Origin of the sequence: Paenimyroides marinum, from assembly GCF_900108395.1 — a bacterium.
Classification (GTDB): Bacteria; Bacteroidota; Bacteroidia; order Flavobacteriales; family Flavobacteriaceae; genus Flavobacterium; species Flavobacterium marinum.
The window spans coordinates 1-22,835 of the sequence record NZ_FNXE01000041.1 but is presented as its reverse complement, the minus strand read 5'-3'; the positions used below and the strand labels follow the sequence as shown (position 1 = coordinate 22,835).

At 36.5% G+C, this 22,835-nt stretch carries 16 protein-coding genes and 1 tRNA gene; 7 read left to right on the top strand and 10 right to left on the bottom strand.

Going from position 1 to position 22,835, the window contains the following annotated elements; translation table 11 throughout:
* Positions 1–140: 140 nt before the first annotated feature.
* Complete coding sequence (locus tag BLW20_RS12040; RefSeq protein WP_091101395.1) at positions 141–746, top strand: hypothetical protein; 606 nt, start codon at positions 141–143, stop codon at positions 744–746.
* 60 nt (positions 747–806) lie between these two features.
* Here the strand turns inward: BLW20_RS12040 and BLW20_RS12035 are convergent, their stop codons facing one another.
* Positions 807–1,985, bottom strand: coding sequence for an acyl-CoA dehydrogenase family protein (locus tag BLW20_RS12035; protein WP_091101391.1), 1,179 nt, complete (start codon positions 1,983–1,985; stop codon positions 807–809).
* 156 nt (positions 1,986–2,141) lie between these two features.
* On the opposite strand from BLW20_RS12035, the gene BLW20_RS12030 reads away from it, so the two are divergent.
* Complete coding sequence (locus BLW20_RS12030; protein ID WP_091101388.1) at positions 2,142–2,810, top strand: hypothetical protein; 669 nt, start codon at positions 2,142–2,144, stop codon at positions 2,808–2,810.
* Positions 2,811–2,989: 179 nt separating this feature from the next.
* On the top strand, positions 2,990–3,832 hold the full coding sequence (locus tag BLW20_RS12025) for a carboxypeptidase-like regulatory domain-containing protein (protein WP_091101384.1): 843 nt from the start codon (positions 2,990–2,992) through the stop codon (positions 3,830–3,832).
* A 101-nt stretch (positions 3,833–3,933) separates the two neighbouring features.
* On the opposite strand, the gene BLW20_RS12020 is transcribed toward BLW20_RS12025, so the two are convergent.
* The 9 genes from BLW20_RS12020 to BLW20_RS11975 form a co-directional block, all read right to left on the bottom strand.
* Complete coding sequence (locus BLW20_RS12020) at positions 3,934–4,986, bottom strand: PA0069 family radical SAM protein (RefSeq protein WP_091101381.1); 1,053 nt, start codon at positions 4,984–4,986, stop codon at positions 3,934–3,936.
* A gap of 168 nt (positions 4,987–5,154) precedes the next feature.
* Entirely contained in the window at positions 5,155–6,111 is a 957-nt protein-coding gene (gene metF / locus BLW20_RS12015; protein WP_091101377.1) for a methylenetetrahydrofolate reductase [NAD(P)H], read from the bottom strand.
* Between the two features lie 204 nt (positions 6,112–6,315).
* Entirely contained in the window at positions 6,316–10,023 is a 3,708-nt protein-coding gene (metH, locus tag BLW20_RS12010) for a methionine synthase (protein ID WP_091101373.1), read from the bottom strand.
* 3 nt (positions 10,024–10,026) lie between these two features.
* Positions 10,027–11,184 carry a trans-sulfuration enzyme family protein gene (locus tag BLW20_RS12005; protein ID WP_091101370.1) on the bottom strand — a complete coding sequence of 386 codons (1,158 nt, stop codon included), beginning with the start codon at positions 11,182–11,184 and terminating at the stop codon, positions 10,027–10,029.
* Between the two features lie 53 nt (positions 11,185–11,237).
* Positions 11,238–13,643 carry a bifunctional aspartate kinase/homoserine dehydrogenase I gene (gene thrA, locus BLW20_RS12000; protein WP_091101365.1) on the bottom strand — a complete coding sequence of 802 codons (2,406 nt, stop codon included), beginning with the start codon at positions 13,641–13,643 and terminating at the stop codon, positions 11,238–11,240.
* Entirely contained in the window at positions 13,640–14,578 is a 939-nt protein-coding gene (locus tag BLW20_RS11995; RefSeq protein WP_091101361.1) for an alpha/beta fold hydrolase, read from the bottom strand. Before BLW20_RS11995 ends, thrA begins: the two co-directional genes overlap by 4 nt.
* A gap of 342 nt (positions 14,579–14,920) precedes the next feature.
* The gene (locus BLW20_RS11985) at positions 14,921–15,631 is read right to left on the bottom strand and encodes a tRNA1(Val) (adenine(37)-N6)-methyltransferase (protein ID WP_091101353.1); all 711 of its coding nucleotides are present in this window, start codon (positions 15,629–15,631) and stop codon (positions 14,921–14,923) included.
* A 54-nt stretch (positions 15,632–15,685) separates the two neighbouring features.
* Positions 15,686–16,210 carry a ribosome maturation factor RimM gene (gene rimM, locus BLW20_RS11980; protein ID WP_091101349.1) on the bottom strand — a complete coding sequence of 175 codons (525 nt, stop codon included), beginning with the start codon at positions 16,208–16,210 and terminating at the stop codon, positions 15,686–15,688.
* Positions 16,211–16,226: 16 nt separating this feature from the next.
* On the bottom strand, positions 16,227–16,754 hold the full coding sequence (locus BLW20_RS11975) for a 30S ribosomal protein S16 (protein ID WP_091101346.1): 528 nt from the start codon (positions 16,752–16,754) through the stop codon (positions 16,227–16,229).
* Positions 16,755–16,974: 220 nt separating this feature from the next.
* Between BLW20_RS11975 and BLW20_RS11970 the strand changes: the two genes are divergently transcribed.
* The 4 genes from BLW20_RS11970 (at position 16,975) to BLW20_RS11955 (ending at position 22,834) form a co-directional block, all read left to right on the top strand.
* A complete protein-coding gene (locus tag BLW20_RS11970; RefSeq protein WP_091101341.1) occupies positions 16,975–17,523 on the top strand; it encodes a DUF6252 domain-containing protein in 549 nt (182 codons plus the stop codon).
* A gap of 95 nt (positions 17,524–17,618) precedes the next feature.
* Complete coding sequence (gene dnaE, locus BLW20_RS11965) at positions 17,619–22,145, top strand: DNA polymerase III subunit alpha (RefSeq protein ID WP_091101338.1); 4,527 nt, start codon at positions 17,619–17,621, stop codon at positions 22,143–22,145.
* A 94-nt stretch (positions 22,146–22,239) separates the two neighbouring features.
* Positions 22,240–22,557, top strand: a complete 318-nt coding sequence (gene trxA, locus BLW20_RS11960; RefSeq protein ID WP_091101335.1) for a thioredoxin — start codon at positions 22,240–22,242, stop codon at positions 22,555–22,557.
* 203 nt (positions 22,558–22,760) lie between these two features.
* A tRNA-Asp gene (locus BLW20_RS11955) sits at positions 22,761–22,834 on the top strand.
* The last annotated feature ends 1 nt before the right edge of the window (position 22,835 follow it).

The following is a 22,835-nucleotide window of genomic DNA, read 5'->3' as shown; positions in this document are numbered from 1 at the left end:
GGCTGACCGACTAATTTCTTTTCTGTATCTTTATTGCTCATATTTTTGATTTGTCGTAAAACCAAAATATGAAAAAAGGAGCTAACCACAATGGGAAGCTCCTTAATTTTGAAAAGTTAGTCGGTTAGTAGTGTTAGATAATGAAAAATCTTCTTTATTTTTTACCGTTTTTACTTTTGTCTTGTTCCGATGAAGCACCCGAGCCGTATGTAAATACATTAGCGGGGTATTATCGGATTACAAGTATTACAACGGAAACACCTATAGATTTAAATTTAGATGGAATTGAAAGTACAGATTATTACGACGAAATAACATCTCCTCATTTCTTTAATGGTGTAGATAAAGAAGGTGTTGTAATGGCTGATTTAAATTCATATATGTTTCAAGCAGAAATCAGACCATCTAAAGAAAACATTGAATTTGGTAATTTAGCCCAATTTGTTGATTTCAATTTTCCTGTTCAGTGGGTGGTACGTGCAGATTATAATGATGAAGATTCAGCTGTTTTGCAATATTCCTATACCAATGGATTTAAAGGGTATATGTATGAGTTTACCAATAACAATGAAATATTATTGAAATATGGACATACTACTACCTTTAATGAGGGAGAAATTGAACAAATGATCCAAATAGATGAAGACAGCTTTACCCTTTACATGAATTTGAACGTTTTTAAATATAAAGAGAAACGATGGATTTCCACCAAAGCTACAGCAACTTATACAAGATATACAGAATAAATTAAAATGGAAAAATCCCGAGGTTATGACTTACTTCGGGATTTTTAATTTGAAAATGTCTTATTTAAAAGCCGGAAAACCGGTTACATCCATACCTGTAATCAACAAGTGAATGTCGTGTGTACCTTCATAGGTTACCACTGATTCTAAATTCATCATGTGACGCATGATCGAATACTCTCCTGTGATTCCCATTCCACCTAACATTTGACGAGCATCACGAGCAATAGTCAATGCCATATCCACATTATTGCGTTTTGCCATAGAAATCTGTGCCGATGTTGCTTTGCCTTCGTTACGCAAAACACCCAAACGCCAGGTTAATAACTGTGCTTTAGTGATTTCGGTAATCATTTCGGCTAATTTTTTTTGTTGTAACTGGGTTGCTCCAATTGGTTTGTCAAACTGAATACGTTCTTTTGAATAACGTAGAGCGGTATCATAACAATCCATTGCTGCACCGATCGCTCCCCAGGCAATTCCATAACGAGCAGAATCTAAACAGCCAAGAGGTGCACCTAAGCCCGATTTATTAGGTAGTAAGTTTTCTTTAGGAACTTTTACGTTGTCAAAAATCAACTCTCCGGTTGCCGATGCACGTAACGACCATTTGTTGTGCGTTTCAGGTGTTGTAAAACCTTCCATTCCGCGTTCTACAATTAGTCCGTGAATACGTCCTTCTTCGTTTTTAGCCCAAACAACAGCAATATCCGCAAAAGGCGCGTTTGAAATCCACATTTTGGCACCGTTTAACAAATAGTGGTCACCTTTATCTTTAAAGTTAGTCACCATTCCCCCCGGATTTGATCCGTAATCAGGTTCGGTTAGTCCAAAGCAGCCAATTAGTTCGCCGGTTGCCAGTTTTGGAAGGTATTTCATACGTTGTTCTTCATTTCCGTATTTCCAGATAGGATACATAACTAACGATGATTGAACTGATGAGGTAGAACGTACGCCAGAATCGCCACGTTCAATTTCCTGCATAATTAATCCGTATGAAATCTGATCTAATCCTGCACCGCCGTATTCCACCGGAATATAGGGACCAAAACCGCCGATTTCACCTAACCCTTTTACAATTTGATGAGGAAACTCAGCTCTTTGTGCGTATTCTTCTATAATTGGTGATACTTCTTTTTTAACCCAGGCTCTTGCCGAGTCACGTACTAATTTATGTTCTTCTGTAAGTAAATCGTCTAATAAATAATAATCGGGTGCCTGAAATAAATCCGGTTTCATAATTAATGATGTTTAGTTGAGTAGCAAAAATATTGAGAAAGAAATCTTAAACAAAATATATATGTGTTTTTCTTGAAACTTTCTAAAAAAAAGAATATCTTGCTTTAAATACTTTTCAATAAAGTGTTAACTTTTTTACAATCAGATATATAAAGTATGGAAAATAAAGATGAAATCAATCAGGGAAGAAAAGAGGCTTTTTGGAAGTATGCAGGTGTTGTTGCTACTTTTATGGTACTTGGTGCATTAGGAATTCAATTTATGAATCAACCTGAAACAGAAGAACTGTCTGTTGATAACCACCCAAAAACAGTACTTAGAGAAGAGTTGAAGCAAGAATATCCATCTGTTTTGGAAAAAAAAGAAACGATTGTTTCGTCTTCATCTAACAAAAAGAAAACTGTTAAGCCTAAAAAGCAAAATAGTAACGAAGATCTTTTAGCAGAAACAACTGTGGTGGAAGATAAGATAGTGGGTATTGATGAGAAAGAAGATACTACGAAAAGAGCTATTGAAAACGTAACACGTTCTCAAATCTTTGCTTGTGGAGGAATATGGGCTTATCCATCATTAATACTTACGCCAAGATATGATTATCCCAATAACAACAGAAAACCCGAAACCATTTTAAAAGATGTGGGAAATTTAACCCGAAACGGCAATTATACTTATATTGTTGATGGCATGCGTGTGAGTGAAGAAACGTTTCATTCGTTAAATCAGAACGATGTTGAAAGCATTGATGTTTACAAACATTCTGATATTACACAAGCACTTTATGGAAATAAGGATAACCAAAGCAGAATAGCGTTTAGAGCAAAATAAAACATCGCACATCTGGCAAAGACTTGTAGAAATTGTGAGGAAACAATAAGGTAAATATATAACCTCGGTGGAGTTTTAAACTCCATTGGGGGTTGTTTAAAAAAAAAGTACCTTTATCCTATTTCCTTTTTTACTGAATAAGTTGTGTGATTGGTTCACACCATTAAAAATATAAAATAATGAAAAATAAAATCAATCAAAAAGAAACCAAGAACGTTGGGTTTTTGAAATATATTGGTGTTGCATTCGGGGTAGTTTTGCTTTCTTCTTGGTCGCCAAAAATATCTTCTTTGGTAATTTCACATCAACAAGAACTAAAGGGAAATGTTTTTAAAGAAATAACAGGTATTGTTAAAACCGAAGATGGCGACCCAATTCCGGGTGTTACTGTTTTGAAAATAGGAACAAATCAGGGAACAGAAACGGATATTGAAGGAAGATATACTATAACGGCAATACAAGGCGATAGAATTCAGTTTGTTTATGAAGGATTTAAAACAACAACAGTAACTGTTTCTCAAAGCAATATTCTGAATATCACAATAATTGAAGATAAAGATTTTTTATCTGATATTATGGTTGATGGATACAGAACAACTTCTAAAGAAACTATTGGTTGTGCGGGTGTTTTTTATAAGTCTAAAACAATTGAAGAATATGTTAAAGAACAAAATATTGTCTCAACAACAGTAACTTCAAGAATATTATGTGGTGGCTGGCCGGCTACTCGTAATTTTACACAATTATTATTACAAGCACAAATCCCAGGATTAGTTATTTTACCCTCTGATTATTTAGAAACCAACCGAAATCCCGAAACCATTTTAAAAGATGTGGAAAATTTAACCAGTAATGGTAATTATGTTTATATTGTTGATGGCATGCGTGTAAGTGAAGAAACGTTTCGTTCGTTAAATCAGAACGATGTTGAAAGCATTGATGTTTACAAACATTCTGATATTACACAAGCACTTTATGGAAATAAGGATAACCAAAGCAGAATAGCGTTAGAATCACGATAGATTTGATTTGTTATTTTGTGATGTATTTTTTAAGTTCTCGATACAGATTTTTCACTCCGTTACAAAATTCTTACTCGAACTGATGGAACTTGACGTACTTATTAAAACAACCGCAATTGTTCTCCTTTGGTTCCATCGAATAAATCTGTTGAAAGTTTTGGAAATTGTACATTCGGGAAAAACTTTTTCTTTCCGATAGCAAACGTATTATGAATCATCTCGGCGAAATTTCCGTTGCCGGCATTTCGTCTAGCAATGTTTTTCTCAGCAAGATTTCCGTTGTGCAAAGAAGCAATCTGATTCAATACTTTATCCTTTCGGTCGGGAAAATGCGTTTCCAGCCAATCTTTAAAAACAGGTTCTACTTCGTCGTTCAATCCAACTAATGTATATCCGAAACCGTTTGCACCGTGTTCAGAAATGGTTTTTAAAATCGGTAATATTTCTATACTGTTGATACTTGGAATGATAGGTGCAACCATTACGTGTGTTGGGATTCCTTCAAGTGATAGCGTTTCTAAAGCTTTTAATTTGGTTTTTACAGATGATGTTCTGGGTTCTAAAATCCGGCGTAAATCCTCGTTAATCGTCGGGATGCTCAAAGAAACATTCACCAGATTCTTTTTGGCTAACTCTTTCAGTAAATCTAAATCACGAATCACCAAAGCATTTTTAGTAATAATACTTACCGGATGGCGATATTCTAAACACACGTGCAATAATTTACGGGTAATTTCCAGTTTACGCTCAATAGGCTGGTAACAATCAGTGTTTCCTGAAAGCGAAATAACTGATGGTTTGTATCCTCTTTTCGTAAAGAATTGTTCCAGTAATTCCGGTGCATTTTTCTTAACCAAAATAATCCGTTCAAAATCTATACCCGCACTGTAACCCCAATATTGATGCGTAGGTCGGGCATAGCAGTACGCACAACCGTGTTCGCAACCCTGATACGGATTCATAGAGTACAGAAAAGGTACGCCCGTACTTTTTACTTTGTTAACGATGGTTTTCGGAAAAACTTCCAATAATTCTGTTTTAGCGGTTTTTTCTTCATAATCATCCTGATAAATGGTTGTTTCGTATCGCTGTTTAAAAAAACGGTTGTGAATATTTGTTACAGCTCCCTGACCTTTAGTGAATTCCTTTTTCATTTTAATACGTGATTTTCATTGGTTTAAAAGTACTATTCAGGAAAGACAGCAGATGTCATTGAGAGAAAAAAACATTTTCTTGAAAAAAAACGATATCTTATCCCAACCTTTCAGGTGTTTAGGTACTCTTTATAGGTAAAGAAGCTGTCCTTTTGGGGCAGTCTCTTTTTAAAAAACCCCTTTCGCAATTTGCCTGATCGTTTCTGATTTACTCATCGAGTAATAATGCACCACAGGAAAACCGGCAGCTATAATTTCTTTGCTTTGCTGAATACACCATTCAATTCCGATTTGTTTTACTGCTTCGTTATCTTTGGCTTTCAAAGCTTCAATCACAAGTTGATCAGGTAAATCCACTTTAAAACGATGCGGAATCATATTTAATTGGCTTTTGGTTGTCAGGGGTTTTAATCCGGGAATGATCGGAACAGCAATGCCAGCGTTTCGACATTTATCCACAAAATCAAAAAACTTTTGATTGTCAAAAAACATTTGCGTAACGATATAATCAGCACCTTTTTCTATTTTTTGTTTCAGATATTGTAAATCGGTATCAAAATTAGGTGCTTCTATATGCTTTTCGGGATAACCTGCCACGCCTATACAAAAATCGGTAGCGTGTGAATTTTCCAATTCATCGTCCAGATAAATTCCGTTGTTCAGTTCGGAAATCTGCGTAACTAATTCCGAAGCGTAACGATGCCCGTTTTTTTCGGGCTTAAAATAAATTTCGCTTTTAACCGCATCACCACGCAAAGCAACTACATTGTCAATTCCCAGAAAATCCAGATCAATCAGAAAGTTTTCGGTATCTTCTTTCGTAAATCCGCCGCACAAAATATGGGGAACGGCATCAACTTTGTATTTATTCTGAATTGCGGAACAAATTCCTACCGTTCCGGGGCGTTTTTTGACAATCTTTTTTTCCAACAAACCGTTTCCTGCGTCTTTATAGGTATATTCTTCCCGATGATAGGTTACGTCAATAAAAGCCGGTTTAAACTCCATCAACGGATCAATTGTATTAAAAATACATTGGATATTCTGCCCTTTCAAAGGCGGTAAAAGTTCAAAGGAAAACAAGGCTTTTCTGTTGGCATTCTGTATATGTTCTGTAACTTTCATTTTATAATTATTTGGGCGTTACCCTTTCGGGTCGGGCAGAACTTCGTTCGCAAGTTTCGTTAAAGCAACATTTAGTTGCTTTTTCTCACTTGTGTTACAAGCTTTTGTTTATTCTTTACAAAAGATTTTTCACTTCACCCGAGGCTTCAGCCGAACTGACCGAAGGTAATCCCTAACGCAAATCATTGTTAGTACTTAAATTTGTTATTCATTTATATTTGGTCCGAGCCATTTGGCAGCTTCTTCAAAGCTGATATTTCTTCTGCGGGCATAATCTTCCACCTGATCGTTTTTGATTTTCCCTACACCGAAATATTTCGCTTCTTTGTTTCCAAAATAATAGCCCGAAACCGATGATGCAGGCCACATTGCCAGACTTTCTGTCAGCTTTACGCCAATTTCATTTTCTACGTTCAAAATATCCCAAATGGTGTTTTTCTCCAAATGATCGGGACAGGCAGGATAACCCGGAGCCGGGCGGATTCCTTCATAAGATTCTTTAATCAGTTCATCGTTGGCTAAATTTTCCTGAGAGGCATATCCCCAGATTTCCTTGCGGACTTTTTCGTGCAAATATTCGGCAAAGGCTTCTGCCAGACGGTCGCCTAAGGATTTTACCAAAATGGCATTGTAATCGTCTTGTTGTTCTTCAAAAGTTTTAGCTTTTTCTTCTACGCCAAATCCGGTTGATACACAAAACAATCCGATATAATCTTCTATTCTGCTTTCTTTGGGTGCAATAAAATCAGCCAGTGCAATGTTTGGAACACGCCCCGATTTATCAGCTTGCTGTCGTAAGGTTAATAATTGATAAGTTTTATCGCCGTCAATCAGTTCAATATCATCATCATTGATTTGATTTGCCGGAAAAATTCCTAAAATTCCTTTGGCTGTGAACCATTTTTCTGAAACTATTTTTTGCAGCATTTCCTGTGCTTCGGCAAATAAAATGGTTGCTTGTTCGCCAACGATTTCGTCTTTTAGAATTTCGGGATATTTTCCAAACAACTGCCACGATCTAAAGAAAGGTGTCCAGTCAATGTAGGGTATCAATTCGGATAATTCTATTTCAACTTGTTTTTTGCCCAAGAAATTTGGCTTTTTAATCTGTTGGTTTTCCCAATCTGTTTTGTATTTATTTTTTCGGGCATCGGTAATTGTAAGGTAATTTTTATCACGAGCCCGGCTTAAAAAATCATGACGTAATTTTTCGTATTCCGCACGAATATCTTCTTTATAAATTTTGTTTTTATCAGGCTGTAATAAATTGTTAATCACTGTTACAGCGCGGGAAGCATCGTTTACGTGAACTACGGCATTCCGGTATTCCGGTGCGATTTTTACTGCTGTATGTGCTCTTGATGTCGTAGCACCGCCAATCATAATCGGGATGTTGCTGCCTACTTTTTCTAATTCTTTTGCCAAATGAACCATTTCGTCCAGCGAGGGTGTAATCAATCCGCTTAAACCAATAGCATCGACCTGTTCTTTAATCGCTGTTTCAATAATTTTTTCAGGAGGAACCATCACACCTAAATCAATGATTTCAAAATTATTGCATGCCAGAACTACAGCTACAATGTTTTTGCCAATATCGTGTACATCACCGCGAACAGTTGCCATAAGGACTTTTCCTGCCGAATTGTTCTGTGTACTTCCACTTTTAAGTTTTTCTTCTTCAATAAAAGGCAACAGATAAGCCACAGCTTTTTTCATCACACGGGCAGATTTTACCACCTGTGGCAAAAACATTTTTCCCGAACCAAACAAATCGCCGACTACGTTCATTCCGTTCATTAAATGGGTTTCAATAACTTCGATAGGTCGGTTTACGGTTTGTCGGGCTTCTTCTACGTCGTTGTTTATAAACTCTTCAATGCCTTTTACCAATGCGTGCGTAATACGTTCCTGTAAAGAATGAGAACGCCACTCCAGAATTTTTTCTTCCTTAAATTTGGTTTCGCCTTTTAAATGTTCGGCAAAATCCAATAAGCGTTCGGTGGCATCATCTCTGCGGTTTAATAAAACATCTTCAACATAAATCAACAATTCTGAATCAATCTCATCATAAATTTCCAACAGTTCCGGGTTTACGATTCCCATATTCATTCCGTGTTGAATGGCGTGATACAAAAAGGCTGAATGCATCGCTTCACGCACTTTGTCGTTTCCTCTGAACGAAAACGAAACATTACTCACACCACCTGAAACATTCGCATACGGAAGGTTTTCCCGAATCCATTTGGCAGCAAGGAAAAAATCAAGTGCATTGTTGTTGTGTTCTTCCATTCCCGTGGCAACCGGAAAAATATTCGGATCGAAAATAATATCCTGTGCCGGAAATCCTACCTGATGAACCAGAATATCATACGAACGTTTACATATTTCGATGCGTCGTTCCAAAGTATCTGCCTGACCTGCTTCGTCAAAAGCCATTACCACAACGGCAGCACCGTATCGTTTGATTAATCTGGCGTGATGAATAAATCGTTCTTCTCCCTCCTTTAAACTGATGGAATTTACAATCCCTTTTCCCTGAATAACTTGTAAACCCGCTTCGATGATTTCCCATTTGGAACTATCTATCATTATTGGAACTCGGGCAATATCGGGTTCGGAAGCAATTAAGTTAAGAAAATGAACCATAGCTTCTTTTCCGTCCAACATTCCTTCATCCATATTGATGTCGATGATTTGAGCACCGTTTTCTACCTGCAATCGGGCAATATCTAAAGCTTCGTCAAATTTTTCTTCTTTTATCAATCGAAGAAATTTTCGCGAACCGGTAACATTTGTTCGTTCGCCAACATTGATAAAGTTTGAATCCTTTGTGATGAAAAGTGGTTCTAATCCCGAAAGTGTGAGAATTTTTTCTGTAACTTCTTTCTCTTCTGTTTTCCCGGAACGAAGTGCGTTTGCTTTTTCAACTGATTCGGCAATCAACCGGATATGTTCGGGATTTGTTCCACAACAACCACCAATAATCTGTACCAAATCATCTTTCAAAAAATCGGCGATTAATTGCTGCATTTCTTCCGGTGACTGATCGTATTCGCCAAAAGCGTTCGGTAAACCTGCGTTTGGATGTGCGGAAATATTTACCGACGTATGTTGTGCCAACTGTTTTAAATAAGGCTTTAATTGCTCTGCTCCCAATGCACAGTTGAACCCGATGCTTAACAACGGAATGTGCGAAATGGAAATCAGAAAAGCATCTACCGTTTGACCCGAAAGTGTTCTGCCCGAAGCATCGGTAATCGTACCCGAAACCATAATGGGAATATCAATTCCGCGTTCATCCTTCACTTCTTCAATCGCAAATAAAGCTGCTTTGGCATTCAGCGTATCAAAAATAGTTTCAACCAAAAGCAAATCACAGCCACCATCTATCAATGCTTCAATCTGCTGTTTGTAAGCAATGCGTAACTCTTCAAAAGTAATGGCACGGTAACCCGGATTGTTCACATCGGGAGACATAGATGCCGTCCGGTTGGTTGGTCCGATCGAACCTGCAACAAAGCGAGGTTTTTCGGGTGTCAGGATTTTGAATTCGTCACAGACTTCACGTGCGATTTTTGCCGATTCGTAATTTAACTGATATACGTAATCTTCCAGATGATAATCTGCCATTCCAATTGTTGTAGAAGAAAAGGTATTTGTTTCAATAATATCCGCACCGGCTTGCAAATATTTTCGGTGGACTTCTTTCACGGCTTCGGGCTGCGTAATCGAAAGCAAATCGTTGTTTCCTTTTAAAGGATGTGGAAAGTTTTTAAATTGTTCGCCACGAAAATCATCTTCCGAAAACTGATACGCCTGCAACATTGTTCCCATAGCACCATCGAGCACCAAGGTTTTGTGTTTGATGAGTTCAGAAATTTTATGCTGTTCTGTGATACAATCTACTTCCATAATTTATAGTAACGCTTGATTCAGTTCTTTAATAATATCGTTTATATGTTCCAATCCTACCGAAATTCGGATCAATCCTTCGGTTAAATTGGCTTCTTTAAGTTCTTCGGTGTTTAGTTTGCTGTGTGTTGAAGTTGCAGGATGCGTCACTATAGTTCTGGTATCGCCTAAATTGGCAGAAATAGAAAACAGTTTTATAGCATCGATAAATTTTCTGCCCGCCTCTTTACCCTCTTTTAATTCAAAGGCAATGATGTTTCCGCCCAATTTCATTTGTTTTTTGGCGATTTCGTATTGTGGATGCGAAGGCAAAAAAGGATATTTCACACTTGCCACAGCCGGATGGCTTTCTAAAAACTGAGCGGTTTTTAAAGCATTTTCGCTGTGCTTTTCTACTCTTATAGCTAAAGTTTCCAGACTTTTTGAGAAAATCCACGCATTGAAAGGAGCTAAAGACGGACCTGTGTTTCTGGAAAACAAATAAATTTCCCTGATGAGTTCTTTGCTTCCAACGGTAACTCCACCTAAAGCTCTTCCCTGACCGTCAATTAGTTTGGTAGCCGAATGAATAACCAAATGTGCACCAAAATCAATCGGTGTTTGGATAATGGGTGTGGCAAACGTATTGTCAACAATTAATAGAAGGTTGTGCTTTTTTGCCAACTTGCCTAAAAATTCCAAATCGATAATTTCTACACCGGGATTGGTAGGCGTTTCTACAAACAATATTTTAGTATTCGGTTGTATTTTTGATTCAATAGTTTCGGGTTCTAAAATGTTGAAATACGTCGTTTCAATATTCCATTTTGGCAGATATTTGGTAAACAACGTATGTGTAGAACCAAAAACACTGCTTGCCGAAACAATATGGTCGCCAGCCTCTAAAAAAGTTACCAATGTATTGTAAACAGCAGCCATTCCTGTTGCGAAAGCCACACCGTCTTCGGCGTTTTCCAGCAAAACAATCTTTTCTACAAACTCCGATACATTCGGATTACTGAAGCGTGAATAAATATTTCGGTCTTTTTCTTCTGCAAAGGAGGCTCTCATATCCTCCGCATCTTCAAACACAAAACTTGAGGTTAAAAATAAAGGTGCACTGTGTTCTAAATACTGTGTGCGGTCTATTTGATTTCTTATTGCTAATGTTTCTTTTTTCATTTTTATAGATTAATAAACTTTTCTAAAGTTTTGAACTTTAGAAAAGTTAGAGTTTATTTCTTTTCTGCTAAACGTAAAATATCTCCAAAAACGCCCCGTGCTGTTACGTTTGCTCCGGCACCGGCACCTTGTATGATGATGGGACGGTCGCCATAAGATTCAGTGTATATTTCAAAAATACTATCGGAGCCCGAAAGCTGTCCCAAAGGCGAATTTTTATCTACTTTAATCAATTTCGTTTCCAAAACACCTTTGTTTTGCTGTAAATCGCCCGACAATTCGCCAACATACCGCAACACTTCATTAGGTTCTAATTCTTGTTTAATCCTGTTGTAATAATCGTTTAATCCTTCTAATTGGTCTAAAAATTCTGAAACGGTTAGCGATTGAAAATCTTCGGGAATTAAATTTTGAATATCAATTTCTTCCAGTTCATTTTGTAAATCCAATTCTCTTGCCAGGATTAATAATTTTCTTGCCACGTCGGTTCCCGACAAATCGTCTCTTGGGTCGGGTTCGGTAAAACCTTTTGAAACAGCATCTCTTAAAACTTCGGAAAATGGTTTTTCTTCAATTGAAAATTTATTGAAAATAAAACTCAATGTTCCCGAAAAAACACCTTTGATTTTGGTAATGCTTTCTCCCGACAAATGTAAAAGCTGTATGTTGTCTATCAATGGTAACCCTGCACCTACATTGGTTTCATACAAATAGTGCTTTTGATTTTTCTTTAAGGTTTCCCGCAAGTTTTGGTAAAATTCAAACGAAAGCGTATTCGCTATTTTGTTCGATGAAACAATGTCAAACCCATTATCAATAAATTCCGTATAGCGTTTTGGAAGAGATTCCGCAGCTGTGTTATCAACCAAAATCAGATTTTCTAAATGATGTTCTTTTGCGTAATCAATAATAGAAGAAAGCGAATTGGGGTTTGGTGTGTTAAATTCGGTTGTCCAATGTTCATCAAAACCATTATTGTTGAAATATACCGATTTGGAATTGGCGATGGCAAAAATATTCAGGTCAATGTTTTTACGTTCGGCAATTGGTGTTCTCGATGCAATGATTTGGTCAATCAAAACACTTCCAACCGTTCCTTTACCAACAATAGCAAGGTTTACCGTTTTATTCACTCCGAAAATTTGTCCGTGAATCACGTGCAACGCTTTTTTAAACTGACTTTTTTCAATAATCAAACTGATGTTTTTTCCGGAAATGGAATTGTTGAACAAAATGGGAACAATCCCGTTTTTGACCAATGCACTGTACGGTTTGTGAAACGATTTTAAATCCTGACCGATGATGGAAACAACCGTTATGTCGTTATTAATGCTGATATTTTCAACGTCTTTTGTATAAAAATCGGGTGCAAATTCCTGTTCCAAAATCTGTTTTGTTGCAACCGCATCGTTTGCGTTTACTACAAACCCTAATCCGCGTTCTGAAGAACCCTGTGAAATAACACTTACGCTGATATTATTTTTTGCCAAAGCGGTAAAAATGCGTGCATCGACTCCTACTTTTCCCAACAATCCCTTACCGTGAAAGTTGATTAAGGCAACATTTTGCAAAACCGTCAATGATTTTACGCCGTTTGGCGTAGGTTCAGAAGAAATTAAAGTTCCGGTACTTTCAGGGTTCAACGTATTCAATATTCGTAATGGAATTTTCTTTTCAATCAACGGAACAATGGTTTTGGCATGCAGAATTGATGCTCCGAAAGTGGCTAATTCGTTTGCTTCGCTGTAGTTCAATTGTTCGATGCGTTTGGCGGAACTTACCCATTCCGGATTGGCGGTATAGATACCGTCCACGTGGGTAAAGTTTAAGAATTCTTCTACTTCGGTAAATTTGGCAATCAACGCAGCGGTTAAATTACTTCCGTTTCTGCCCAAAGTGGTTATTTCTCCGTCAATGGTGCTTCCTATAAATCCCCCCAAAACGATTAACTTTTTATCAGATAATTTACTGAAAACTTCTTTGGTATTTAATTCGGTTAATGTTTCATTTACATTCGCAGCCGAAAAATAAGCATCGGTTTTTATTAATTGCGTGCTATCAACAAAAACGGCATTTAGTTCTTTTTGAGTTAATAATTCTGTAACGACTTTTGAACTGATTAATTCGCCTTGAGCCAACAGTAAATCCTGAACTTTTGTGCTGTAATCCTGAATCAGCGAAACACCTTGCAAAATATTTTCAATTAGTTGAAAATGTGAAGTTGTATCAATCTTCGGATAAAAATTCAGTTCTTTTAATGTTTTCAGTTCTTCGGAATAAGCCTGATTGTTTTTGGCTTTATTTAATAATTCCAATAATAAATCGGTAGTGTTTCCAATGGCAGAAACCACTACAATTAAGGATGAGGTTCTCAGATAACTTTCAATAATATTCAGTAAATCGTTGTTCTGATGCAGACTTGCCAGTGATTTTCCTCCAAATTTTAATACTTTACTCATAAATAATTTTCTATTATTCTTCCTAATTTTTCAAATTCTATTAAAAAGGCATCGTGCCCGTGAACGGATTCTAAAGAATGATGCGTTATATTTTTATGTACTTGTTTGATTGCTTCTATCCATTCGATTTGATGCTGCGGATGAAACAACCAATCCGACGAAATACTTATGACAACAATTTGTGTAGTGCTTTTTTGTGCGGCATTTAGAAATTGTTCTCTGTAACTTCCTTTTCCGATTGCTCCCAACAAATGATTCATTATCTCATACGATTTTTCCGAAAACCGTGCTTTCAAAGACGCACCGTGATAGGTCAACCAATTTTCAATACTTTGTGAACTTTGATTAAATTTTGAATCGACTCCCAAGGCATTTCTGTAAAAAAGCATTGACCACATTCGGGCTTGTTCGTATCCTGATTCATTTTTCTGCAAGAGGTTTTTCTGCAAAAACGTAATCCCTTTAATCCAATGATTTTCTAAAGGATGCGCACCGATGCTTATCAATTGTTGAAAAAAAACCGGTTTTTCTTTCCACATTTCCCATGCAATAGCTCCACCCAAACTTCCACCAATCAACGAATGAACAGTAGTCAATTGTAATTCATCTAACAACCACAAATTGATTTTTGCAACATCATTTACTGTTATATTTTCAATAGAATGAATGTGCAAATGTGTGTTTGTAGCGTATCCGTTTCCCAACGTATCAATAGAAAGAATGTTGTATTTATTACAATTAATTGTTTTATTTTCACCGACGATTTCATTCCACCAACCGTCTTTGCCTGAGACCGTACTGTTTCCCGTTAAAGCATGTAGAATAACAAGCGTTGGTTTAGGTTCATTGTCAATACAAATCCACTGATAACTGATTTCGCAATCTTTATCGGCAAAATGACTGGTCAACTGTTTTGGTATTCTTTTTTTGTTCATTTTTTATTTCATAAAAAAATCCTTCAGGTCTATACCTAAAGGATTTTTACAATCATTAATTTGTTGGTATAGACTATCCGGACGCTTTGTGCATCATCATAGTCATTGCCATATTGTTGTTGAATATTATCATTTTTAAATCCTAAATTCGTGTACAAATGTATTGATATATTTTCTAAAAACAAATTTAAATAAGAATATTTTTCTAAAAACACATTTGTTTTGTATTTTAATTTAGGTAAATATTCTGTGTTTTTGTTTTTGTTTGGAATAAAAAAAACTTGCTGATACAACAAGCTTAAAATTTATTTAAGGGAAATTAAAGGTGTAGAATAAAAAAAATTACATATTTAGATAAAAATCTTTTGTTAAAGCGATGTATTCTTTGGTGTACTGATGTCTTTGAGTTTCTATAACCAGTTTTTCAAAGGTAATTTCTGCCGGAATGCGAGTCATTGCAAGCATCGAGCGTTTGATTTCTGTTTCAGGTGCTCCTTGAACACGACAAATCTTAAACGGATACAAACCGTATTCAGCAGATAGCTTGATAAATGCTTCTTCTTCTTTATAAGGAATAATTACAGAAAAAATTCCGTCGTCGCTCAGCAGACCTTCGATGCAGGCAATCAATTGTTCAAAAGGTAAAGATTCTGTAAACCGGGCTTTGTCTCTTTGAGCATCGCCTGATTTATAGTTTTCTACATAAAATGGGGGATTAGAAACAATCAAATCATACGTTGTTTCTTCGAAAAACTCTTCGGTAAATTCTTCCAATGAGGCATTATAGCAATACAAGCGGTCGCTCCACGGACTGTTTTCAAAATTCTCGACACATTGCGTAAAGGCTTCGTTATCAATTTCAACTGCATCAATTTGTTCAGCATTAGAACGCTGGGCAAGCATTAAAGCGATTAATCCGGTACCGGAACCAATATCTAAAATGGTATAAGGAGTGTTATATAAAGGTGTCCACGCACCTAATAATACTCCGTCTGTTCCGACTTTCATAGCACAGCGGTCTTGATTGATTGTGAATTGTTTGAATTGAAACATAATTTGAAGAAAAAAATCCCTCAAAAATACAACAAATAAAAAAAGCAGGAAATGTTACAAATATAAATCAATCAATCCTTCAGGGGTATTAAACAGAATAGATTGGTTTTCGCGGTTTACTTCGATAATAAACTCATCAATAACGGGTACTAAAATAATAGCTTCACCTTTTTCAATTTCAAATAAAGCTTGTACGCCATTGTCGGTAATTCGTGAAATGGTTCCAAAGTTTCCTAACCGTTGGTCTATGGCTGTGAAACCTTCTACTTCGTGGTAATAAAATTTGTTTCCTTCGAGTTGAGGAAGAAAAGAAAGAGGTAAATAAACGTCTTTGCCTACAATATCATCAGCAGCGTTTTCTGAATCAATATCTTCAAATTGCGTACGTAGAAATTTTTCTTTGTGGAGTGACGCCTTTTCAATAAAAAAAGGAACCAAATGTCCGTTGATGTCAACGAACATTGATTCCAATTCTGTGTACATTTCAGGCTCATCTGTATCTAAATAGACCAAAACTTCGCCTTTGAAACTGAATTTCTTTGCGATTTTACCTAAATAAAAACAATCTTTTTTACGCATTAAACCGCCTTAAAAATTAAGCTTCAGTTTCTTCTGTATTTTCTTCTACTTCTGGAGTAGCTTCTTCTGCATTGTCCGCTTCAGCAGCAGCTTTAGCTTCTTGAGCAGCAGCAATACGTTTTGCGTTTACTTCTTTTTCAGCTTGTAATGCAGCGGCTCTTGCAGCAGCTTTATTGTCAGCTAATCCAGAAACTTTAGCGCTAACTTTGTTTGCTTTCTCTTCTACCCAAGCAGCAAATTTAGCATCAGCTTGCTCTTGAGTTAAAGCTCCTTTACGCACACCTCCGTTTAAGTGGTGTTTTAATAAAGCACCTTTATAAGATAAGATAGCACGTGCAGTATCTGTTGGTTGTGCACCGTTAAATAACCATTTTGCAGCAGCATCAACGTTTAGGTCAATTGTTGCGGGGTTAGTGTTAGGATTGTAAGTTCCTAATTTTTCTAAGAATTTACCATCTCTTTTAGCGCGTGCGTCAGCAGCTACTACCCAGTAAAAAGGTTTTCCTTTTTTACCGTGTCTTTGTAATCTAATTTTTACAGACATAATCTTAAAATGATTTAAGCGAGGTACCCGACCTCTAATTAATTAATTTTGAAGTGCAAAAATAATTCTTTTTTTTAAAAGAACCATTTTTAGCAGAGGAAATTAAACTTTGAATTGTTAAATTTTAAAAAAGTTAAATAATTATTAAAAAAAATGAACAGCTATAAAGAAAAAAAATCTATTTTTGTTTTTAACAATGAAATTCAGAATCTAAATAAATATGAAAAAATATTTTTTAATTGCATTAGCAGCAATATCATTAGTTTCGTGTGAAGAAGAACTAACCACCAATACACCTACTTTTGAAGCAATGAACAGCTACACATTTTGGCGTGCTACTAAAATAGCAGCTAATTTTAACGACGGCGATTTAGTAATTGTTGGTGCAAACGACACAGAAAATATCACTTTGTATATTGAAGATTATGAATTGGGTCAGGAATATACTTTAGGAACATCTAATTATAATGTAGCAACTTATTCTAAAGTAGAAAATGATACGGTTTATCGTTACAGTACTTCGTCTTCAACAGGGAAAGGATATATTAAGTTAGAACCGATAGAAAATCAAGTGCCGGGGACAATTTCAGGAACGTTCTATGCTGAAATGGTGCCTGTAGATGCTACAATGGTTTTGCCAGACAGAGAAGTGGTTAACTTTAATAAAGGGGTGTTTTTTAGAATTCCAATTACCTATCCACCTGTTGAAAATCCAGAGATTCCTGAAAACCCAGAGACTCCTGAAGATCCGGAAACACCGCAACCATAAGCAAAAATTGCTTTAACATATACTTCAAGTCGTTCTTTATTTTAGAGCGACTTTTTTTATTGTAACTTTGTAAGAAATCAACTTAAATTTTACTGATGTATATAATTTTTGATACCGAAACCACTGGTTTGCCAAAAGATTTTAATGCACCTATTACTGATGTTGACAATTGGCCGCGCTGTGTCCAGATTGCCTGGCAGTTGCACGATGAAATGGGTAATGTGATGGAACATGAAGATTATTTGATAAAACCTGAAGATTTTGATATTCCTTATGATTCTGAACGCATTCATGGGATTTCTACGTTATTGGCAACAGAAAAAGGTGTTGATTTATCAACGGTACTAACAAAATTTAATACTGCTTTAAACAAGGCAAAATTTGTAGTAGGGCAGAACGTAGGTTTCGATTTAAAAGTGATGGGAGCCGAATATTATCGGGCTACCGTTGAGACACCTTTAAACACTATGTTGGTTTTAGATACCTGTACCGAGGTTACTGCCGATTTATTAAAGCTTCCGGGGGGACGTGGTGGACGGTATAAATTGCCTACGTTAACCGAATTACATCAATATTTATTTGGCGTGCCTTTTGGAGAAGCACATAACGCAACTGCCGATGTGGAAGCTACTACTCGTTGTTTTTTTGAATTAGTAAGAAAAGAGGTTTATACTGAAAATGAATTGAAACAACCATCAGGTTATCTTCAAAAATTTAAAGAGGAAAATCCCAAACCGTTTGAATTTATCGGTTTAAAGCATATCAACCTAAAAAAAGCATCCGAAGAAATTCGCAAGCAGTTAGAAGCCAAAGGTGTCATTGAGGGTGATAAAAAAGAAGAAATTTCTGTAGAAGTTCAACAGGCATTTGAGTCTGCTGTTTTTGCACATTTGCATAATCACACACAATTCTCTGTTTTGCAGTCAACGATCGATATCGGAGCAATGATTAAGAAAACGGCAAACGAAAAAATGTCAGCCATTGCTATGACCGACCACGGAAATATGATGGGTGCTTTTAAATTTGTAAGTGCTATTTTAGACCACAATAAAAATGTAAAAAAGGCTAATGAAACAGCAGTAGAAAATGGAGAGATTCCTACAGAAAAAGAGATAAAACCCATTGTTGGGTGTGAGTTTTTCGTTTGTGAAAATCATACAGATAAATCTAAAAAAGATAACGGTTATCAAATTGTTCTGTTGGCTAAAAATAAAAAAGGATACCATAATTTGGCAAAACTGGCATCCATTGCGTCTATCAACGGGTTTTATTATGTTCCCAGAATTGATAAAGAAATCCTCTTAAAATATAAAGAAGATATTATTGTTCTTTCCGGAAATTTATATGGAGAAATTTCCAATAAGATTTTAAATATCGGTGAAAAACAAGCCGAAGAGGCGTTGTTGTGGTGGAAAGAGCATTTCAAAGATGATTTTTATTTAGAAATCATGCGCCACAATCAGGAAGACGAAGACCGTGTAAATAAAACATTGGTCGCATTTTCTAAAAAACATCAGGTAAAATTAATTGCTACCAACAACACGTATTATTTAGAAAGAACCGATGCCAATGCACACGATATTTTGTTGTGTGTAAAAGATGGTGAAAAACAGGCAACGCCTATTGGTCGCGGTCGCGGGTACCGTTACGGATTGCCTAATCAGGAATATTTTTACAAAACGCAAGATGAGATGAAGGCTCTTTTTGCCGATTTGCCCGACGCAATCATCAATATTCAGGAAATTGTAGATAAAATAGAGGTATATTCGCTTTACAGAGATATTTTACTTCCAAAATTTGATATTCCCCAAGAATTTATCAATCCGGAAGATGAAAAAGATGGAGGTAAACGCGGAGAAAATGCCTATTTAAGGTATTTGACTTACGAAGGAGCTAAACGACGTTATGGAGAATTAAATGATACAATCACTGAACGTTTAGATTTTGAACTGAAAACAGTAGAAAATTCCGGTTATCCGGGTTATTTCCTGATTGTTCAGGATTTCATTTCGGCGGCTCGGCAAATGGGGGTTTCTGTTGGTCCCGGGCGTGGGTCGGCAGCTGGGTCAGCAGTGGCATATTGTTTAGGTATTACCAATTTAGATCCCATAAAATATGATTTGCTTTTTGAACGATTCCTGAATCCCGATCGTGTGTCGATGCCCGATATAGACATTGATTTTGACGATGAAGGTCGTGGGCGCGTAATGGATTATGTAATAAAAAAATACGGTTCCAACCAGGTAGCACAGATCATTACCTATGGTAAAATGGCAACCAAATCGGCAATTAAAGATGCTGCCCGTGTGTTGGATTTGCCTTTGTACGAATCGGAACGAATTGCTAAAATGATTCCAACCATGATGCCCGGTAAATGGAATCTGCGTCGGTTTTTATCAGAATCCGAAGATGACATCAAGAAAGTATTGCGTTCAGAAGAATTTGAAGCGGTAAAAGAATTAATCAATATTGCCAATCAAAGCGACCTATTATCAGAAACCATTCAGCAGGCAAAAATCATCGAAGGATCTATGCGGAATACGGGTATTCACGCTTGTGGGGTAATCATTACACCTGATGATATTACTAATTTCGTTCCTGTTCAAACAGCAAAAGATTCCGATTTATATGTAACACAGTTTGACAACTCGGTTGCCGAAAGTGCCGGATTGTTAAAAATGGATTTCTTAGGGTTAAAAACCTTAACCCTTATTAAAGACACCATTGCCATTATCAAACAACGAACCGGAGTAGAAATTGATCCGGAAGAAATTCCGATTGACGATGTAAAAACATACGAATTGTTCCAGCGCGGAGAAACGGTAGGTGTGTTCCAGTACGAGTCGCCCGGAATGCAGAAATATATGCGCGAATTAAAACCAACGGTTTTTGCCGATTTAATTGCAATGAATGCTTTGTACCGCCCGGGACCATTGGAATATATACCTTCGTTTATCCGGCGAAAAAATGGTGAAGAAGAAATTACTTATGATTTGGACGCGTGTGAAGAATATCTGAAAGAAACCTACGGAATTACCGTTTATCAGGAACAAGTAATGCTTTTGTCGCAAAAATTAGCCGATTTTACAAAAGGTGAAGCCGATGTTTTGCGTAAGGCAATGGGTAAAAAGCAAAAAGATGTTTTGGATAAAATGAAGCCAAAGTTTGTGGAACAAGCAGCCGCAAAAGGTCATGATACAAAAACATTAGAAAAAATATGGAAAGATTGGGAGGCTTTTGCTTCGTATGCATTTAACAAATCACACTCTACCTGTTATGCGTGGGTGGCGTATCAAACAGCTTATTTAAAAGCACATTACCCGGCAGAATATATGGCAGCGGTGCTTTCAAACAACATGAACGATATTAAATCGGTTACGTTTTTTATGGAAGAATGCCGCAGAATGGGCTTAGATGTTTTAGGACCTGATGTAAACGAATCGCATTATAAATTTGCCGTGAACGAAAAATACCAGATCCGTTTTGGAATGGGAGCCATTAAAGGGGTAGGAGAAGGAGCTGTAAATACTGTTATTGAACACAGAAAAGGCGGGAATTACAAGTCAATTTTCGATTTGGCAAAGCGTATTGATTTACGGGCTGCTAATAAAAAGGCTTTTGAAAATTTAGCGTTAGCCGGCGGATTTGATTGTTTTACAGATACACACCGTGCACAATATTTTCATACTGAAGGCGACGGAGTAACCTTTCTAGAAAAGGCAATGAAATACGGAGCCAAATATCAGGAAAACGAAAACTCCGCCCAGGTAAGCTTGTTTGGCGAATCAAGCGAAGTACAGATTCCTGAACCGGTCATTCCAAATTGTGACGAATGGACAACGATGGAAAAATTAGCAAAAGAAAAAGATGTGGTAGGAATCTATATTTCCGGGCACCCGTTAGATGATTTTAAATTTGAGCTGAAATATTTCTGCAATGTTCGTTTAGAACAATTAAAACAGTTAGAATCTTTGGTGGGACGAACCGTAACTTTTGGCGGAATGATTTCAAATGTACAATTTAGAACTTCGGCAAAAGGCAAAGACTGGGCAATGTTTACTGTAGAAGGGTACGACGAAAGTTATGAAATGCGCATGTTTAATGAAGATTACCTGAAATACCGACACTTTTTACTTAATAACACCTTTGTGTATTTTAAAGTATATGTAAAAGAAGGATGGGTAAAAAAGGATACCAACGAGCGATCTGAACCTCGTTTACAATTTGTGGAGTTAAAATTATTAAACGAAGTGATTCCTACTTTTGCCAAAAAGCTGATCATTCAAATGGATGTTCGTCAGTTAAAAGAAATGCAGGTAGAAAAAATACGGTTGATTATGGAGCAAAATCCGGGAAATAAATCGGTGGTGTTTGAAATATTTGAATTAGAAGAAGTTCAGAACCGTTTACAGGCTGAAGCCGTTCAGAAATTATTGGTTGAGGAAGACGAAACGGACCCTCAAGAGGACGGAGAAGTTAAGGAAGCAGAGATAAATCTTCCTGAAACACAATATGTCAGAAAAAATATGGTAGAAATGCCAAGTAAAAATATGCGTATAGAAATATCATCTGATTTATTAGAAGAATTGGAAAAAATGCAGGTTTCTTTCCGTTTAAATTGATTCGCCTAATAGAACGATAGATATAACTTATGGTTCTTAATTTGGTACAAATGAAAAAATAACTAAATTTGTAGATACATTAAAAATAAAAAATATGGCTTTAGAAATAACAGATGCTACATTCGACGAAGTAGTATTAAAATCAGACAAACCGGTAGTAGTGGATTTTTGGGCAGAATGGTGCGGACCTTGTAAAATGTTAGGACCAACTATTGAAGAATTGGCCGGAGATTTTGACGGGAAAGTAGTAGTAGGAAAAGTAGATGTAGATGCAAATCAGGATTTTGCTTCGCAATACGGGGTGCGAAACATACCAACCGTATTAATTTTCCAAAACGGAGAAGTAGTAGGACGTCAGGTAGGTGTGGCACCAAAACAAACGTATGTTGATGCTTTAAGTAAATTGATATAAAAGCAACAATAAACAACAATAAAACAAACGGATACCGGATTTATTCCGGTATTTTTTTTATAAACAATTGAAAAAAAGCCAACTGAAAAAAACTTTAAAATCATTGGGTAATTTTTTTTAAAAAATGTTTGCACCGTTGGTAAATGGTCGTATATTTGCACCGTTGAATTAATAAAGCATCGCTAACATTAAGTTAACAAAACGGTTTGGTAGTTCAGTTGGTTAGAATACATGCCTGTCACGCATGGGGTCGCGGGTTCGAGTCCCGTCCAGACCGC

Coding starts and splice junctions, on each gene's coding strand:
- BLW20_RS12040 (WP_091101395.1), top strand. CDS start 141: ATGAAAAATCTTCTTTATTTTTTACCGTTTTTACTTTTGTCTTGTTCC.
- BLW20_RS12035 (WP_091101391.1), bottom strand. CDS start 1,985: ATGAAACCGGATTTATTTCAGGCACCCGATTATTATTTATTAGACGAT.
- BLW20_RS12030 (WP_091101388.1), top strand. CDS start 2,142: ATGGAAAATAAAGATGAAATCAATCAGGGAAGAAAAGAGGCTTTTTGG.
- BLW20_RS12025 (WP_091101384.1), top strand. CDS start 2,990: ATGAAAAATAAAATCAATCAAAAAGAAACCAAGAACGTTGGGTTTTTG.
- BLW20_RS12020 (WP_091101381.1), bottom strand. CDS start 4,986: ATGAAAAAGGAATTCACTAAAGGTCAGGGAGCTGTAACAAATATTCAC.
- metF (WP_091101377.1), bottom strand. CDS start 6,111: ATGAAAGTTACAGAACATATACAGAATGCCAACAGAAAAGCCTTGTTT.
- metH (WP_091101373.1), bottom strand. CDS start 10,023: ATGGAAGTAGATTGTATCACAGAACAGCATAAAATTTCTGAACTCATC.
- BLW20_RS12005 (WP_091101370.1), bottom strand. CDS start 11,184: ATGAAAAAAGAAACATTAGCAATAAGAAATCAAATAGACCGCACACAG.
- thrA (WP_091101365.1), bottom strand. CDS start 13,643: ATGAGTAAAGTATTAAAATTTGGAGGAAAATCACTGGCAAGTCTGCAT.
- BLW20_RS11995 (WP_091101361.1), bottom strand. CDS start 14,578: ATGAACAAAAAAAGAATACCAAAACAGTTGACCAGTCATTTTGCCGAT.
- BLW20_RS11985 (WP_091101353.1), bottom strand. CDS start 15,631: ATGTTTCAATTCAAACAATTCACAATCAATCAAGACCGCTGTGCTATG.
- rimM (WP_091101349.1), bottom strand. CDS start 16,210: ATGCGTAAAAAAGATTGTTTTTATTTAGGTAAAATCGCAAAGAAATTC.
- BLW20_RS11975 (WP_091101346.1), bottom strand. CDS start 16,754: ATGTCTGTAAAAATTAGATTACAAAGACACGGTAAAAAAGGAAAACCT.
- BLW20_RS11970 (WP_091101341.1), top strand. CDS start 16,975: ATGAAAAAATATTTTTTAATTGCATTAGCAGCAATATCATTAGTTTCG.
- dnaE (WP_091101338.1), top strand. CDS start 17,619: ATGTATATAATTTTTGATACCGAAACCACTGGTTTGCCAAAAGATTTT.
- trxA (WP_091101335.1), top strand. CDS start 22,240: ATGGCTTTAGAAATAACAGATGCTACATTCGACGAAGTAGTATTAAAA.